The organism is Micromonospora noduli (genome assembly GCF_003264475.1).
In the GTDB taxonomy this organism is placed as follows: domain Bacteria; phylum Actinomycetota; class Actinomycetes; order Mycobacteriales; family Micromonosporaceae; genus Micromonospora; species Micromonospora noduli.
In genome coordinates this window covers 1-17,208 of the sequence record NZ_PYAC01000036.1, presented here as the reverse complement: position 1 = coordinate 17,208, position 17,208 = coordinate 1, and the positions used below count along the sequence as shown (strand labels likewise).

The 17,208-nt window shown below is 71.6% G+C and carries 11 protein-coding genes; 6 read left to right on the top strand and 5 right to left on the bottom strand.

Annotated features, from left to right (window positions below):
• Window positions 1-390: 390 nt before the first annotated feature.
• Window positions 391-657 (top strand): hypothetical protein, encoded by a 267-nt coding sequence (locus tag MED15_RS26600; protein ID WP_112589276.1) that lies wholly within the window; start codon window positions 391-393, stop codon window positions 655-657.
• 128 nt (window positions 658-785) lie between these two features.
• Here the strand turns inward: MED15_RS26600 and MED15_RS26595 are convergent, their stop codons facing one another.
• Entirely contained in the window at window positions 786-2,606 is a 1,821-nt protein-coding gene (locus tag MED15_RS26595) for a VanW family protein (RefSeq protein ID WP_112737251.1), read from the bottom strand.
• A gap of 182 nt (window positions 2,607-2,788) precedes the next feature.
• Here MED15_RS26595 and nudC point away from each other — a divergent pair, with 182 nt between their 5' ends.
• The gene (gene nudC, locus MED15_RS26590; RefSeq protein ID WP_112604794.1) at window positions 2,789-3,706 is read left to right on the top strand and encodes an NAD(+) diphosphatase; all 918 of its coding nucleotides are present in this window, start codon (window positions 2,789-2,791) and stop codon (window positions 3,704-3,706) included.
• Here the strand turns inward: nudC and MED15_RS26585 are convergent.
• Window positions 3,603-4,946: a lipopolysaccharide biosynthesis protein gene (locus tag MED15_RS26585; RefSeq protein WP_244220603.1), complete on the bottom strand. Its 1,344-nt coding sequence runs from the start codon at window positions 4,944-4,946 to the stop codon at window positions 3,603-3,605. The genes nudC and MED15_RS26585 overlap by 104 nt on opposite strands.
• Window positions 4,943-9,313, bottom strand: a complete 4,371-nt coding sequence (locus tag MED15_RS26580) for an alpha-(1->3)-arabinofuranosyltransferase (RefSeq protein ID WP_112737249.1) — start codon at window positions 9,311-9,313, stop codon at window positions 4,943-4,945. The genes MED15_RS26585 and MED15_RS26580 overlap by 4 nt, the downstream gene beginning before the upstream one ends.
• Before the next feature lie 167 nt (window positions 9,314-9,480).
• On the opposite strand from MED15_RS26580, the gene MED15_RS26575 reads away from it, so the two are divergent.
• The 3 genes from MED15_RS26575 to MED15_RS26565 are packed head-to-tail and all read left to right on the top strand — an operon-like array spanning window position 9,481 to window position 13,334.
• Window positions 9,481-11,358: a hypothetical protein gene (locus tag MED15_RS26575; protein WP_425271092.1), complete on the top strand. Its 1,878-nt coding sequence runs from the start codon at window positions 9,481-9,483 to the stop codon at window positions 11,356-11,358.
• Window positions 11,359-13,104: an MmpA family trehalose lipid delivery protein gene (locus tag MED15_RS26570; RefSeq protein WP_225855150.1), complete on the top strand. Its 1,746-nt coding sequence runs from the start codon at window positions 11,359-11,361 to the stop codon at window positions 13,102-13,104.
• Window positions 13,105-13,139: 35 nt separating this feature from the next.
• Window positions 13,140-13,334 (top strand): hypothetical protein, encoded by a 195-nt coding sequence (locus MED15_RS26565; RefSeq protein WP_112589285.1) that lies wholly within the window; start codon window positions 13,140-13,142, stop codon window positions 13,332-13,334.
• Here MED15_RS26565 and MED15_RS26560 read toward each other — a convergent pair.
• Window positions 13,319-14,497: a glycosyltransferase family 4 protein gene (locus MED15_RS26560; RefSeq protein WP_112589293.1), complete on the bottom strand. Its 1,179-nt coding sequence runs from the start codon at window positions 14,495-14,497 to the stop codon at window positions 13,319-13,321. The genes MED15_RS26565 and MED15_RS26560 overlap by 16 nt on opposite strands.
• Window positions 14,498-14,606: 109 nt before the next feature.
• Window positions 14,607-15,872, bottom strand: coding sequence for an acyltransferase family protein (locus MED15_RS26555; protein WP_112604777.1), 1,266 nt, complete (start codon window positions 15,870-15,872; stop codon window positions 14,607-14,609).
• A 111-nt stretch (window positions 15,873-15,983) separates the two neighbouring features.
• On the opposite strand from MED15_RS26555, the gene pgfA reads away from it, so the two are divergent.
• Window positions 15,984-17,183, top strand: a complete 1,200-nt coding sequence (gene pgfA, locus MED15_RS26550; protein ID WP_112737245.1) for a cell envelope lipid trafficking protein PgfA — start codon at window positions 15,984-15,986, stop codon at window positions 17,181-17,183.
• The last annotated feature ends 25 nt before the right edge of the window (window positions 17,184-17,208 follow it).

The following is a 17,208-nucleotide window of genomic DNA, read 5'->3' as shown; positions in this document are numbered from 1 at the left end:
TGCGTTTCCCTGCCTGGTTGATCGGCTCGGGTTTCCTGATACCCCGGGCTACCCGATGACCCGGGTGAGGCCGGGAACAGGGGCCTGAGCTGCTCCGAGCCGTCAAGGTCACGCTCGATCCAGGTTGTAGTGGCCTTATGACGTGCGAATGCCACTACAACCGGGATGTTGCGCGATCTTGCGGCCGGCCCAGGCGGCGGTCAGCGAGCTTGCAGGTCAGCAGGTCAGCAGTCTGGGGTCCGCCCCCGTGCCCTGCCCCGGGCCCCCTCACCCCGCGATCTTGCAGTTTCTGCTGCAGCAAACCGCCTCAGAGTTCGCGTTTCAACGACCGAAAGTGCAAGATCGCGGCGGTCCAGGGCTGGGCCTGGCGCCGCGGGCTAGGCTCGGCCTGTGGATGAGGTCCTGATATTTGTGGTGTTCGCGGGCTGCGTGGCGGCGGTCCTGGGCATCCTCTGGTGGCTCGCGTCCCGGGTGCGTCGCCGTGGCATCGGTGGCGAGGTCATGGGTCCGTTCGAGGAGATGTGGCACCCCGCGGCGCACCGGTTCCGGGCCGAGATCCGGGTGCAGGAGACTCGCACGGTGCCGATGCCACCGCAGGGCGGCAAGCGCAATGGGCACGGCCGCAACGCTGCCGAGCTGACCCCAGACCTGAGCTGACCGGGTGCAGGGCCGCTCAGAGCAGGGCCGCTCAGAGCAGGGCCGCTCAGAGCAGGGCCGCTCAGAGCACAATCGGCCTCAGAGCACGGTCGGCCTCAGAGCAGGATCGACCCGGAGCGGGTGGGGCCTCAGGACGTCTTCGGCCCGCAGACGTAGCGGGGCTCCGCGTCGTAGCGCCAGGTGAACTTCTCCCGCTTGACGACCACGCCGCCCTTCTTGATGACCCGGAAGGCGTCCTGGGTGAAGCCGTTGATGCCGTTGGTCTCGATGCACGAGGGGCCGGGAGCCAGATGGATCTGCTTCGGCGCCGTGATGTTGCGGCGCGGCCCGTACTCGGTCTTCACGCTGTCGTAGATCTTCGTGCTCCAGATCGACACGGTGATCGTGCTGGACGTGTACGACGTGTCGATGAGCACGCCGTACTCGGTGTTGTTGCGGAACTTGAAGTCCAGATTCGGCCAGAAGATGGTCGACTCGATGACCGCCGGGTACCTGTCGAACCAGTAGGAGTGCGGCTTGTGTTCGACGTCCTCCAAGCCGGCGTAGTAGGTCGCGTTGAACAGCGTGGTGGTGAACTGCGAGGTGCCGCCGCCGACGCCCGGGACGAGCTTGCCGTCGAGGATGACAGGTGCGTCCCGGTAGCCCTGGGCGTAGCCGCGCTCGCCGGTGTGCCCGTTGAGCGAGAACGTCTTCCCAGGTAGCACGACAGTGCCGTCCACCTTCCTCGCGATGGTCGCGATGTTCTGGCTGCGTGACGAGGCCATACCGCCGGTGAATCGGGTGGTGAAGGTCGACACCCGCTCCTTGATGCCCAGGCCGGCGAGCTTCTCCCCGGTCAGCTGCGGCGGCGTCGGCTTCAACTCGCCGGTCACCTCGCGGCCGTCCGCCTTCGGCAGCACGGCCAGCAGGTCTCGACTGAGGGCCGCCGTGTCCAGTTGCTGCCCGGATCGCCCCTCCTTGGCGGTGGGCCGGCCACCGGAAATCGTCATCGTGGCGTCCTTCGGTGGCACCTCGATGGCGGCCAGCTTGTCGCCGAGCGCCGCCCGCAGCCGCTTGACGTCCACCGAGGGGGTGAGCTTGCCGGTCTTGTCGGCACCGAACCGGAGGCTCTTCGCGATGGCGGCGGGCGGGATCGTCACCTGGCCCTTGTTGGTGCGCAGGGTGACCGGCGCGGCGACCGCCGGCTTCGCCAGCTCGTTGACCATCCGGTCCAACTCCTCCGGAGTGGTCGCCGGGTGGGTCTCCACCAGGGGCACGGTGACCGGGGCGCCGGCCAACCAGCCGGCGCGGACCACCTCGGCGGAACGCTCCGGGTTCAGAGCCAGCCCAGGCTTGGGCTGTACGACCTTCGGCGTGGTGCCCTGAAAGGTGATCGCCGGCATCGTCATGCCCTGGGCCTGGTTGCCGAGCACCTTACGGAGCGCGTCGTCCAACCGGCCCACGTCGACGGTCACCACCGGCTCGACGGTGCGGGAGCCGACCAGCCGGCTGACCGGGTGCGCGTCCGCCTCGGCGGCTGCCGCGATGGTCGCCGGCACGTCGACGGTCAGCCCCACGTCGGCCGGGTTGATGTCGGCGGTGCGCCCGTCGACGGTGACCTTCAGCGGCGTGGCGAGCGTTGCCGCCCGCCGGTCCAGCTCCGCCCGCAACTCCCGGTCGGCGTCCGCGCGGCTCCGGCCGCCCAGTTCGGTGCCGAGCACGCTGGTGCCACGGGGGACGTCACCGGCGTACGCCCAGGCGCCGGCGCCCGCCACGGCGGCGAGGACGCCACCGGTGATGCCGGCGGCGAGCAGCACGCGCATCCGACGCGGCCGGCGCGGGCCGCCGTCCGGCTCGCCGGGGGCGGCTGTGGTGACCGGCTCAGCTCCGTCGTCCGGCCAGGTGACCGCGGTGACCTGCACTGTGGGCCGGTCGTCGGCGGGTGGACTGTTTTCGCCGTACAGCGTCACTGCAACCTCGATCGCCAGGGTGCCGCGGGAGGTCCTCCCTCCCGGAGGCACCTACGGTAACGAATCCCCGGCCGTACTCGTCGGCTGCGCCCACCAGGCGCAGCTACCGCGTGTCGTTCGGCGTGTCGCACCGGTCCGGGGGCGGTGCCGACGGCCGACCACCGACGTGGCACGGTGACCGGGTGGACGCTGCGGAGCGGGTGTTGGCGTACGGCGGCGGATCGCTGGACCGGGCGGGACCGTTGCGCACCGATCCGACACGGTTGGGGGCGCTGTTCACCGAGTCGACCACCGTGCTGCTGCCGATGTGGCGGGACCGTTGTCTCGTCGACGGGCACGGGCCGGTTCGGCTCAGCGCGGAGCGCGCGGCGCTGGTCCGGTCCGCCGCCGGCGAGACCGTCTTCCTGGGGCTCGACGGGGAGGCCGCCGTGTTCGCCGCGGACCTCTCCGCGCTCCCCGAGCGGTCCGCCGTCGAGATGGCCGGTGCGGTGCGGACCGTCGACGTGCGGGCACTGGTCGGGCGGCTCGAACCCGGCGACGCGGCCGTCCAGGCGTACGCCAGGGGTTTGTTGCACTGGCACCGGCAGCAGCGATTCTGCGGGACGTGCGGCGCGCCGGCCGTCGCCGACGGCGGCGGGCATCTGCGGACCTGCACCGGCACGGAGTGCGGACGTCTGCTGTTCCCCCGGATCGAGCCGGCAGTCATCGTGTTGGTCGAGGCACCCGGTCGGTCGGGGCGCTGTCTGCTGGCCCGGCACGGGGGCGCGGCTGAGGACGCGTATTCGACGCTGGCCGGCTTCGTCGAGATCGGCGAGAGCCTGGAGGACGCGGTCCGTCGGGAGATGAGCGAGGAGGCGGGCGTGACCGTCACCGACGTGACCTACCAGGGGTCGCAGGCGTGGCCGTTCCCCGCCGGCCTGATGGTGGGCTTCCGGGCCACCGCCACCTCCGACGACGTACGCGTGGACGGCGACGAGTTGCTGGAGGCGCGCTGGTTCACCCGGGCGGAGCTGCGGGACCGGGTGGCCTCGGGTCGTTCGCTCGGTCGGGTGGACTCGATCGACCACCGACTGCTGACGGACTGGCTCGCGGAGGGCTAGGGCGTGTTTCAGCCGCCGGACCCGGAGCGGGCCGACGGGCCGTCACCGCCATCAGCGCGGTGGTGACGATGGCCGTGCCCACTGCCGCGAGGAGAAGGCCGGGGACGGTGTGGGGCCGGAGGGCCGCGGTGACGGCCACCAGGCCGGCCACGCCCACCCACAGCGGTGCCGCCGCCCAGCGTGCGCCGGCCGCGAGACGGTCGTTTAGCAGCACGAACGCCACCGCGTAGAGCGCACCGACCGCCGCGAAGAGGGGCGCGTACCGGCCCAGGTGGTCGTAGTCGGGCCCACCGGCTAGGCGGAATGCGAGCCCTCCGGCGAGGGTCGAGGCGAGAACCAGCACCACGCCACACCCGCCTGTCACCGCGAGCGCAACCGTTCGGCTGCGCCGGTCACCGCGGGCCAGCCGCGGTAGGGCGAGGACGGCGGCGACCTGCGGTGCCCAGAGCGCGCCCTTGCTCAGGACGGTGCCGACCGAGTACGCCCCGGAATCCGACGGGGACAGCAGTTGCCGGGCCAGCAGCAGGTCGGCGTAGGAGACGACGAGCATCGCCACTGTCGCGCCGCAGCCGGCAACGACCTGAGCGACTGTCAGCCGTGGGGCGGTGGACGACCGTCGGGGCTCGCGGGCGAGCCGGGCCAGCACCGCAGGGGTGAGGGCGGCGGTCAACGCGCCGACCGCCAACGCGCCGGTCGGTCCCGCGCCGAGCAGCAACCCGGCGATCACGCCGCCGTAGCGGCCGGCGGCGAGCACTGCCATCCCGACGGCGAGTCGTACGAAGCGCTGGCCACCCTGCAACTCTCCGAGGGACCGGGAGGAGAGCACGATCGCCGCGGTGGTGACCGCCAGCAGTGCGGGCATCTCGACCGGGAGATCCAGGGCGGTGACCAGCAGTGGTGTCGCCGCGACGAGGGTTCCCGCGCAGACTGCGGCGGTGACCGCGGTGAGCCGTCGAGTGTCGGAGGCGCCGTGCCGGGCGCGGTGTACGGCGACGGCCAGTTGCAGGCCGAGCCCGGGCACACCGACGATGGCCACCAGACCGAGGGCGGCGGCGAGCGCGCTGAGGTCGGCCGGGTCGAGTCGTCGGGCGGCCAGGACCGGCACCAGGTAGGCGAGGCCGTTGACCAGGACCCCGGCCACTGTGACGCTGACCCCGGCAGCGCCGAGGCCCGTACTCCATCCGCGTGTCAGCTCCGTCTGGGCCGTCTTCTCCCGACGGACGGGTCGTCGAAGAGTCATGTGATCTCGGAGAAGGTCGGAAGTTGCCCGTCGGTTGGCCCGGCCGGCTGGCCAGGCCTCGCCGGCTCGGCCCCGTCCGGTTTGGCCGGGTACGGCTTCGGTCCCTCCGCGACCAGCGCAGCCGCCGCAACGGCTGAAGTCCCGGCGGTTGGCGTGGGCCGGCGTACCGGGCGTCGTCGGGCGGCGGTGGAGAGCCAGAGGGCGCCCAGGGCAACGACGATCGTGAGTTGCACGAGCGCGTCGGTGTTCCGTCGCGTCGAGTCGAGGTAGAGCAACCCGGCGAGCAGGACGAGCGCGCCCGGGAGCCAGGTCTCGACGGCCCGGCTGATCGTCCTGGCCCGACGTGGGTCGGCCGGCCAGGGCAGGCGGCGTGGTCCGGGTACCGCCAGCATGAATCCCGCCGCGACCAGCAGGCCGCCGATGAGGCCGCTCCACAGCACCAGCGCGGCGGCCCCGACGGCCAGCAGCGGCAGCGAGCGGGTGAAGCGGCGTCGGCCGCGTGGTGGGACGGTCGCCGAGGTTCGCCCGGTGGGCTGTCGGGCGGGCACCACCGCGAGCAGGACCACCACCGCGAGCAGGATGCCGCCGAGGAGAAGCCCCGCCCGGTACGGCGTGTCCGGGGCGAAACGCAACAGCACCTCTCCGGAGGCGCCGGCGGGAAGGATCCAGCCCTGCTGCCACCCGTCCACCACCAGTGGCTTCAGCGTCCGCCCGCCGAGGGTGGCCTGCCAGCCGGTGTTGGTGTTCTCCCGCACGGCGAGCACCCGGTCGACCGGGTGACTGGCCACCCGTACCCGGCGCTCGGTGGCCGCCCAGGATTCGACCTCGGTGGCGCTGGCGGCCGCCGAGGCCGGGCTGGCCGTTCTCGGTACCAGGGCGACCCTGGTGGGCGAGGCGAGCTGGCTCGGGGTGGCGACGATGCGGTGGTCTCCGCGGCTCAGGTCAAGCTGTCGGGGCGTGTTCCGGCCGCACGGCGTCACCGGCATCTCGCGCATTTCCAGCAGGTCGCTGGGCGTGCCGCGCAGCGTGGTGGTCACCCGCGCCGCGCCGATCTGGAGCGTCGGCCCCGATCCGCAGGCCAGCGACAGGGGTGTGTCGAGGCGCGGTCCGACGGTGGGTGCTCCGGGTAGCACTGTCACCTCGCCGACCGCGATGGGCAACCGCTCCGGCAACCGCAGCTTGTACGGGTCGGTGCTGGTGGCGGATGGCTTGTCGAGGAACTGGATGGTGATCTCGTCGGTCCGCATCGGCGGGTCCAGGCGGAGCAGCCCGTCGTCGCCGAGCAGGCTGCTACGGAAGCCGTCGTCGCCAACGACCCGGACACTGCCGAGGCGGGTGGCGGGGGTCTTGTCGTCGACCGAGAAGCGGAGCCCGGTGATGGTCTGCGGCTTGAGCCACTTGAGCCGCAGGATCGGTGCCTCGTCGTCGATCGCCGGTGACCAGCTGGTGGCCGGGTTCCCGTCGAGCGCCGCCCCGGCCCGGCCGGTCGGGTCGGGCACGGCCGTCGACGAGGCGCTGATCTGCGCCGCGAGGCGCAGTGGCTGCGCGTCGGTCACCAGCTTGTCGAGGGCGTTGTCCAGGTCAGGGCCGGCCGTCGGCCGCGCCCACAGCTTGGTGTCGTACGCGCCGGCGGCCGGCAGGGTCAGGGTCCGGTCGATGGTGGACCCGTCCTCGGAACCACGGATGGCGTCGGTGGAGCAGCGCGGGTGCCCGTCGACGGAGAAGCAGGCCGGCGTGGTGGGTGCCGCGGACACGACGACGGTCGCCGGCCGGTCGGTGTCCGGTGCGGTGGGCAGGACCAGCGTGCGGCTGGTCTGGATGCCCGGAATCTTGATCTCGGCGATACCGACCGAGCCGTTTCCGAACGGGCGCAGGTCGTACGCGCTGTCGACCGAGACCCGGACCTCGCGGGTGGCGTGGACGCCGGGCAGTTCGAACACCATGTGGTCGCTGAACTGTTCGATGGTGCTGCTCTCGTACCCGGCGCTGACGGTCACCGTCGTGGGCAGGGCATCGGCCTTCAGGTCGAACCACACCTCGACCCGGGTGACCGTCGTCGGATTGGCGAGGCCCACCTCGATCCACTGTTGGTCACTGGGCGAGTACGGCGCGGACTGCCAGGAGGTCGCCGGGTTGCCGTCCATCGCCGCGTACGGCTGGTGCTCGGGGCGGGCACCGCCGGGGGAGTCCACCTGCGAACGGGCGGTGGAGGTGCGGATCGCGTTGATGCCCTCGAAACGGGCGACGGTGGAGTGCTCCGCACCCCACTCGGGCAGGTAGTCGTGGGCGGGCGCGGTGACCTCGAAGGTGTCGTCGGCGGTCAACGTCTGGGAGGTGTTGTCACGGAGCCCGCCGAACGACACGTCCCGCCTGCGCAGCCCATCGGTCATCGCCACCGGTCCGGTGACGTCGGCGGTCGACGCGTCGCCGGCCAGGACGGTGGGCGCCGAGCCGAGTTGCCCTGCCGCAGCGAGGTCGAGCAGTGACTCGGGGCCACCGACCACTGTCGTCACGGCGGCTCTGTCGTAGGCGACCACCGGTTCGACGGGCCGGTCGACCCGGTAGACCTCCAGCGCCCGGACGGGCACGTCGAGCCCGTGGTCGCGGAACTCATCGGCGGACGAGGGCCCGCCGCGCAGGGGGCCGAAGGACGTGACGCGGGTCAACCCGGGTGAGCGCTCCAGCGCCTGCCGGACCACGGCTGGGCGGGCCGTGTCGGAGCGGCCGTGGTCGAGGTCGGCGCGGAACAGGACGTGGCTGATTCCGGATCGGGCCAGCAGGTCCGCCAGACCGGTCGACCCGGCGCCGGTGGCGAGCGTCGACTCGATCACGTCCAGCAGTCGGATCGTGGTCGGTGGGGTGAAGGGGATGGCGTTGCGTACCGCCCACCGGCTGTTGAGCAGCGGCTGAGTGATCTCGTCGGTGGTGTTGCCCCAGTCGTACGACGGGAAGCGCGCCCCGGGTACGACGAGCACCCGCCCGCGCCCCGTGTTCGCGTCGAGCCAGTCGGTGGCGTCGTGCCAGTAGCCGGGCACCTCCTTGACGCTGCCCGGGGTGGCGAGACCGCCCGCGAGGGCGGGCGTGGCGACCGCCGTGACGGCGACGATCGCGGCGCCGGCGGTCAGCCAGGCGCGTGCGACGGTTCGCGGACGGTGCCGCGCGGGCGCGGTGCGCGCAGCCCGGACGGCCAACCCGATCAGGTGCGCCATGCCCAGGCACAGGGGTAGGCGGAGCAGGACGTCGAACTTGTGCACGTTGCGCAGGGGTGCGCCGACGCCGTCGAGGAACTCCCGCTGCGGCCCGGCGAGGATGTTCGGCAGGTCGCCGACGTGCCCGAGACCGACGAGCGCGACGCCGAGCACCAGGCCGGTGATGAGGAACCGGCGGTGCGGCATCCCCCGTCGGGACAGCCCGAGCACACCGAGCGCGGCCACCGCCAGGGTGGCGGCGACCAGCACCGCCTCGTTGGCGAGTCGCGCACCGGACGGGATGGTCGGTCCGAACGGGGAGGCCAGGTAGGCGACCCAGTAGGAGGCACCGCGCAGTGTGGTCACCCCGTCGGTGACGCTCGTGGTGTTCCGGGCGGTCTCGATGTAGTCCAGGAAGGGCGGGCTGTACCGCCCGAGGACCAGCAGCGGAACCAACCACCACGCGGTGGCCAGGGCCACCGCGCCACACCAGGCGGCGATGGCGGTGACCCGGCGGCGTACGGGCTGAATGGTGGCGAGCCAGAGCAGGGCCAGTGGCACCACCGCGAACACGGCAGTGGCGTTGACCCCACCGGCGCAGGCGACGGCGAGGGCTGACGCGGCGACGGCGCGTCGCAGTCGCGTGCCGGCGGCGAGACCGACCAGTGGAATGAGCACCCAGGGGGCGACGGCGCTGGGCCAGGCTTCCACCGAGGACCAGCCGAGCTGGGTGAGGATGCGTGGTGACAGCGCGAAGGCGACGCCGGCGATCATGCGTCCGGCGGGCGTTCCGATGTTGAGTCGGCCCGCCAGGCGCACGGCCCCCAGGTAGGCGACACAGAAGAGCAGTGCCCACCACAGCCGCTGCACCACCCACGGCGCGAGGCCGGACTCCGACCCGAGCAGGAAGAACGGGCCCATCGGCCAGAGATAGCCGTACGCCTGGTTCTGTAGTTGGCCGAACGTGCCGGTGGGGTCCCACAGGTGCAGTGAGCGGAGCAGCCACCCGGCCGGGTTGACGTTCAGATCGACCTTGGTGTCGGGGACGACCTGGCCCGGGGCCTGCTGGAAGGCCAGGGCGGTGAGAGCGATGCAGATGACCAGGTGCCGGAACCGTCGGGCCGTGTGCCGGCTCCGGCTGGACCCCGGAGCGGCGCCACTGGCCACCTCTGCACGCATTTCGGCTCCTGTCTTCACCGGCCGGACGCGCACCTGCAGCCGACGACTGTCGCGCGACGTTATCCGGACCGGGCACGGACGGGCGACCAGGGGCGCTGCGGTGGCGTTATCGGGAGAACGGCCGTCCCCACGGCGTGTAAGCGTGTGGCAGGCTGCCGACCATGTCAATGCCAGAAGCTGAGGCCGAGACGCATCCGGAACGCGTCGCGTCCGACGGCGACGGGCCCGGGCCGATCGGCCGATGGCTCCGCGCCGACCCCGTCCGAGCCGTGGCGATCGCCCTCATCGCGGTGTCCGTCGCCTGGCGCGCCGGTCTCGCCACCCGTGGCTGGTTCTCGCAGGACGAGTTCGTCATCGCCGCCCAGGTCCTCGACACCGGGCTGGACGCGGACTATCTCCTGCGTACGTTCAACAACCACCTCATGCCCGGCGGCCTGTTGGTGGCGTGGGCGATGGTGCGGGCGGCGGGCTTCGCCACCTGGCCGTGGGTGTTGCTGCTGGCCGTTGGTCAGGCGGCGACCGGGATCGCCCTCTACCGGCTGTTGCGCGATCTGCTCCGGCCCGGTTGGGGCCTGCTCATCCCGTTGTGCCTGTTCATTTTCAGCCCGCTGACGCTTGAGGTCTCCTCGCTGTGGTTGGTCGGGCTGCTCGTGCTGCCGATGCAGTTGGCCCTGGTCATGGCGGTGGCAGCCCAGGTCCGGTACGTGCGGACCGGTCGCCTGCGACACCTCGTGGCGATCGCGTTCTGGCTGGTGTTCGGCCTGCTCTTCGACACCAAGTCTCTGCTGATCGTGCCGCTGCTGTTCCTGCTGACCGTCTTCCTCTTCACCTCCGGTGGCGTGTTGCGCAGTGTCACGACGGCGGTCCGCCAGCACTGGCCGGCCTGGCTGATGCTCAGCGCGCTGTCGGGGGGATACCTGGCGTTCTACCTGACGCGTCCATCCGGCGAACTGCGGGACCCGACCTCGGTCGGTCCGGTGCTCAACTTCCTCGGTGACCTGGTCGGCGAGACAGTGGTGCCGGGTCTGCTCGGAGGTCCGTGGCGTTGGAGCTACGCCGGTGACGGTCCCCCGCTCGTCGACCCGTACGACATTGCCAAGTGGTTGTCGTGGGCGGTGCTGGCGACGCTCGTCGTGGTCACCGTCCGGCGGCGTCCGTCGGCCGGCCGGGCCTGGCTGCTGCTCACCTCCTACCTCGGCCTGGTCGCCGCGCTCTTCGCCATCACCCGGCTGGGCGGGCCGCTCGGCCCGCTGATCGGCGTCGTCCCCCGGTACGTCGCCGACGTGGTGCTGGTCGCCGCGATCTGTGTGGGTGCGGCGCTGCTGGGGATCAAGGACACCGACGAGGACGAGGTGTCGGCGTGGCCGGTGCCGACGGTCCTGCGGGAGCCGGGCGCGTTCGCGGTCGGCCTGGTCTCGATGATCGTCGTCCTGGCGACCATCGGCGTGGGCACCCTGTGGAGCACGGCCCGTTTCGGGGACAACTGGAGTACCAAGTACGGGCGGGACTATCTCGCGACGACGCAGGCCGAGCTCGCCGTAGCGCCGCCGGGCACCGTCTTCTTCGACACCGCCGTCCCGGACCGGGTGATCGCCGGCTACTTCTGGCCGGACAATCTCCAGTCGCACTTCTTCCGCCCGGCCGAGCGTCGGCCCACCTTCGTGACGGAGGCCGCACGACCGTCGACGTTCGATGACCTCGGCCGGATCCGTCCGGTAGTGGTCCAGGGCCGGAAGATCGTGCCCGGTCCGGTGGACGGTTGCGGGCACCTGGCGGAGGGCGGCCGACCCACTCGGATCCCGTTGGACGGGTACCTGGTGGAGTGGCCGTACGTGGTGCACTTCGGCTACCTCAGCTCGGGTGACTCGACGGCGCTGTTCCGGCTCGGGGACGCCACGCGCGAGATCACCCTGCGACGCGGGCTGAACGACCTGTTCTTCCTGCTGGAGGGTGCGGGGGATGCCGTCGAGGTCACCGTCCAGACGCCAGGGGTCGGTGTGTGCACCGAGCTGATCACCGTCGGCCGGGCGGTGCCGGCGTCGTGAATGGTTGAGCCGACCGACGGCGTCGACGCCGCACCGGTTCGGCGGACGTGGGACACGCTGGCGCTGTACGCGGTCGCGGCGGCGGTCACGGTGGTGGTGCTGGCCCCGCTGGCGGCGCCCGGCTACGCGTTGCTGTACGACATGGTGTTCGTACCCCGGCAGCCGTTGACCTGGGATCTCGTCGCCCCGGCGCAGAGCCTGCCCCGGGCGGTGCCGATGGACGCGCTGGTCTCGCTGGTCACCCAGCTCGTGCCGGGCTGGTTGGTGCAGCGGCTGGCGCTCGCCGGGGCGGTCTTCCTCGCGGCGGTCGGCGCCGGCCGGTTGGTGCCGACCGAACGGCGCGCGGTCCGGCTGTTCGCCGCGTTGGCGTACGCGTGGTCGCCGTACCTCGCCGAGCGGTTGCTGATCGGGCAGTGGGGGCTGCTGCTCGCGTACGCCGCGCTGCCCTGGCTGGTGCGCGCGGCGCTGGACCTGCGGGCCGGGCGCGACGGCGCGCTCGCCCGGGTGGTGCTCGCCGCCGCTCCCGCCGCCATCACGCCAACCGGCGGTCTGATCGCGCTGGGCACGGTGCTGGTGCTGACGTCGGACCGGATGCGCGCGCCCCGGTCCCTGCTGGTGTCGCAGCGGATGCATCCGCACCGGTCCCGGCAGGCGTTGGCCGCGGTCGGAGTGCTCAACGCCCCCTGGGTGGTCGCGGCCCTGGTCACCGGTGCCGGGGGTTCCTCGGACCCGGCGGGGGTGGCGGCGTTCGCGGCGCGTTCGGAGAACTGGGCCGGCCCGCTGGTGGCGCTGGCCGGCACCGGTGGCATCTGGAGCGCACAGGCCACCCCCGCCAGCCGCGCGGCGCCACTGGTGCCGGTGGCGACTCTCGTGCTGCTGATCCTGGCCGGTGTCGGTGCGGGCCTGCTGCGGCGCCGGCTGCCCCCGGGTGGGGTGGCGCGCCTGGCGGTGCTCGCCGGGACCGGGTTTCTGCTCGCCGCCTTCGGGTTGCTCCCTGGCGGGGATGCCGCGCTGCGCTGGGCGGTGGTGCACCTGCCGGGCGCGGGGCTGCTGCGGGATGGGCAGAAGTTCCTGGCGCCGTACGCCCTGCTGCTGGTGGTGTGCGCGGCGTTGGGGGCCGAGCGGCTGGTGGCCCGGATCGACCGGGAGGTGGCCGGGGTGGTCCTGGTCGGGCTGCTGTTCCTGCCGGTGGCGGTCCTTCCGGACCTCGCGTTCGGCGGTGCCGGTCGGCTTCGTCCGGTGAGCTATCCGGCGGAGTGGCAGCGGGTGGCCGAGCACATCGAGGAGGAACCGGGGGAGGTCCTCGCGTTGCCGCTGAGCGCCTACCGGGCGTACCCGTGGAACCCTGGTCGGGTCGTCCTGGACCCGGCGCCCCGCTACCTGCCGGGGACGGTCCTGACCGACGACACGCTCCGGGTCGGCGATGTCGCCGTGGCCGGCGAGAACCCGCGCGTCCGTGAGATGCGCGAGGCGCTGGCCGAGGGGCGGCCGGTCTGGACCACGGGGGTGCGCTGGGTCCTGGTGCAGCGCGAGGTCTCCGGCGAGGTGGATTCTCAGGTGCTCGGCGGCCTGGAGCGCGTCCACGACGGACCGTTCCTGACGCTGTACCGCAACCCGGCGACCGTGCGGGAATCGGGCGGGTCCGGCCCGGCCCGACTGGCGGTGGTGGCGGCGCTCAGCGCTGCCCTTCTGGTGGTCATCGGTGCCGCCGTTTCGGCACTACACCGGCGAGCTACCGCGTGGTAACGTCCGCTCGCACGTCTCGCCATTGGAGGATTGGCATGCGTAGAGCTCTGACCCTGGTCGTGTCTGGCCTGGTGGCGGCGTTGCTGGGGATCCTGGCTCTCGGCGGGATCTCGGCCGCCGCGACCGCCACCGACGAGGAGGCCGCGAGTGAGGCCAAGCTCGTCTCGGAGGCGGCCAAGCGGGCCGGTAAGAAGGACCCGTACGCCCCTGCGGTTTACGGCGACAGGTAGGACGGCTCGCCCCGCTGCTGCACTGGGCGGGGCGACTCCACACCCTTGAGGATCGCCTCGAAGCGCCCACCCGCGGCCTGCCAGGTGAAGCTGGCGGCGTGCTCCCGGGCCTGGGCGCCCATCTCCCGCCGCAGCTCATCCTGGTGCAGAAGCGTGCGCACCTTCATCAGGTAGTCGTCGATGTCGTCGGCCAGCAGGCCGGTACGCCCGTCGACGACCGCTTCGGCGACTCCGCCCGCTCCCCGGAACGCCACCGTCGGAGTGCCCGCCGAACCCGCCTCCACGATCGTGAGCCCCCAGCCCTCCTTGAGGGACGGGGTCAGGGCCACCCAGGCCGAGGCGAGCAGGGCGGCCTTCTCCTCCTCGGTCACGAAGCCCCGGAAGTCCACCCGCTCGGTGATGCCCAGCTCCGCGGCGAGTTCACGCAGGTGCGACTCCCACCAGCCCTGGCCGGCGACGACCAGACGTAGTTGGGGCAGCTCGTCGGCCAGGGCCGCGACGGCCCGCAGCGCCACCTCCACCCGCTTGTGTGGCACCAGTCGGTTCAGCGTCACGAGCAGCGGGAACGTCGCCCGTTCGGCGTCGGTGTGGGGCATCGTCGGGGTGCCGTTGTGCACCACGGAGACCTGCTCCGGCGGCACGCCGAGCACTGCCAACTCTCGGCGGGTCGCCTCGGAGACGGTGACGTACCGGCACCGCCGGTAGAGGCGTACGGCGAGCGACGATTCGATCCACCAGCCGAACCGGGCCGCCCACTGTGGAAGCACCACTGGCCACTGCTCGCGGTGCACGTGGTGGATCAGCTTGACCACCGGGCGTCGTGCCCACAGCGGGGCGAGGAACGGCAACCCGTTGCAGACGTCGACCAGGATGTCGGGCCGGCCGCCGCGGCGGGCCGCCAGCGGGCCGATGCCCAGCGCGCCCGCGACGTAACAGAGTGCCGCCCAGAGGTAGACGCTGTGTCGGCCGCCGCGCCGCACCAGCCGTACGCCCGCCTCGTTGACCTCGTCGGCGGGAGCCTGGCTGTGGGCGGCGCAGAAGAGGGTGGCGCGGAATCCGCGAGCCACCAGTTCGGCGGCGATCCGTTCGACGTACACCTCGGAACCGCCACCCTCGGGGTTGCGGGTGTCTCGCCAGTTGAGGAACAACACGTGTCCGGGCATGCCGAAGCGACGCTCCACGCGAACCCTACTCTCAAGTAATTTAGCGACCCGCGTCACATTAGGGGCTGGTGTGCCGGCCGGCAATGCCCCGATGGGCCAGCGCTGGGCGCTACCCGCCGACCGTGGGCACCGGAGTGCCAGCCGCGACGGTCGGCGGTGTGGTGGCCGGTGCGGCCACGTCGGTGGCGGGGGTCCCGGGTGTCTGCCCACGTCCGGTGGGTCGGCGCCGACCCTGCGACCCGAGCAGTTGCAGGGGCCGCTCGATGCCGTAGTAGCTGACCGCGGCGTAGACCAGACTGAAGGCCATGGTGAGGGCGAAGGTGTTGAGCAGCCCACCGGTGAACAGCGGGCGATCGTCGACCAGGTAGATGAGTTCGATGACCATGGGGTGCCACAGGAACAGCCCGTACGAGACCGCGCCGAGCCACCGGGCGGACGAGCTGCCGAAGATCTCCTTGGCCCGGCTCGGCCCGCCGAAGGCCACCGGGATCAGGATCAGCGCCGCGATCACGAGGTAGAGGGCCAGCTTGACGCCGAACTCGGCGGCCGTCGGCTCGGTGAGGTCGCGGGGGCCGGCGACGGGCGTCGTCGCGATCGCCATCAGGCCGACGGCGGCGGCCCAGCAGGTGACCGGTGCCGAGGCCAGGTCGTCCAGGACCCGGAAGGCAGCGGGCGCGGTCCCGGTGCGCAGGGCGACGTGCGCCGCCGCCAGTGCCATGCCGGCGCCGAACCAGGCGGCGTACGAGGGGAACCACATGGTGTGCAGGGCGGTGTCGAGCCAGCCGAGCCCCATCAGGGTGAGCCATCCCGCGGTCAGCAGCGCACTTCCGCTGACGATCACGATGGTCCGGACGGGACGCCAGGACCGGCCGACGGCGAGCACGGCGACCAGCGGCAGGAGCAGGTAGAACACGACCTCGGTGGCGAGACTCCAGGTCTGGCTGAGCCCGGCGCGCAACTGCCCGGGTTGGTAGATCTGGGTGAAGGTGAGGTGGCGGATCCAGTCGCCGACGGACGCCTGCCCGTTCTGCGGCAGGACGATCAGGCAGACCACGACCGCCAACCAGTAGGCGGGCAGGATGCGCAGGGCTCGCCGCCACAGGTAGCGCTTGGCGCGCGGTCGGGCCAGGCCCGTCGCGGCGTTGAGCGCCCACGGCCGAAACAGCAGAAACCCGGACAGTACGAAGAAGATGGCGACGCCGACGTCCAGTCGAGCCAGCCAGCCGCCCCAGGTGGTGTTCATGGTGACGGCGGTCTGGAACCCGATGTGGTGACCGACGACCGCCACCGCGCCGATTGCTCGCAGCGCGTCGAGGGCGGGAAGTCGGCCGGTTACCGAAGGCTCCGAAACTGTTGGCGCGGCGGCTGTGGACATCTGGACATCCAGGGGGTCGCTTTGAAGGTGACCGGGGAGTAACCTCCCGCCATGTTAAGGATCGGGTGCCCCGGACAACAGGTCGTAGGGCGGCAGGTTACAGGAGGATGAGTGAAGCTTCGCGTGGGCGCCGCGCTCTTCGGGCTTGGCGTCTTATTGCTGGTCTTCGCGGCCGGGCTGCCGTTTTATGTGGCCCCTGCCGTGACCAAGCTCCCCTACGATCTTGAGCCAACGACGTCCGTCGCCGAGGCGAAGAACGCCAAGTTCCTGAAGATCACCCGGGTCGGAGACTCGGCGACCATCGAGGTCCTGCAGGGCGACCTCACGTCCAATGTCGAGGTCATTCCACAGCCCGACGACACCAAGGATCGGCTGCCCGAGGACCTCAAGGGCGACGCGGTGATCTGGGACGTCTACCAGACGGTCCGGCGTACCGACAGCCCTGAGGTGGTGGTCAGCCAGTACAGCACCGAACTCGCTCTCGACCGGATCTCCGGTGCGGCTGCCTCCTGGAAGGAGCAGTGGCTCAACGAGACCGGGGCGGACGGGACTCCGGTCGGCAACGTCAAGTACGCCGGTCAGATCTACAAGTTCCCGTTCGGCACGGACAAGCGCGACTACCAGATTTTCGACCGTGATCTGAAGCGGGCCACTCCGGCGAAGTTCGTCGGCACCGAAAAGATCAAGGGCATCGAGGCGTACCGCTTCGAGCAGCGGATCGAGAACGAGGTGCTCACCACGCCGGAGAGCAGCCTCCAGACGTTGGTCGGCAAGTTCGCGCCAGGTGCCACCAGCGGTCAGATCGTCTACAGCAACACCCGGACGGTCTGGGTCGACCCGGTCACCGGCTCGTACGTGAACGTGCGGGAGCAGCAGCACAAGGAGTTGCAGCCCAACACCGGCACCCCCACCGTGCTGCTGGACGCGGACTTCAACTACAACGACGACACGGTCAGCCGCAGTGTCGAGACGGTCAAGGACAACCGCTTCAAGATCGGCCTGATCAGTTTCTGGGGCCCGATCGTCGCTGGTGTCCTCGGTCTGATCGCTGTCGTCTTCGGTGTGTGGCTGGTGACCCGACCCGAGGGTGGGACGGCCCGGCACCGCGCCGAGCCGGCGGTCGACGACCCGACGCCGACCCGGGTGGACCAGGAGCCGGTACGCGACACGGACACCGTCGAGCAGCCCAGGCCGCAGCCGGTCGGCGGGCCACTGACCGACGAGATCCCGCCGGCTTCGACCAACTGGAAGTCGGAGGACCGGACTGTGCCGACCCAGCGTCCGGCTCCGGGCGAGGTGGAGCAGCGCTGACGCGCGTACGACCGGACGTACGACC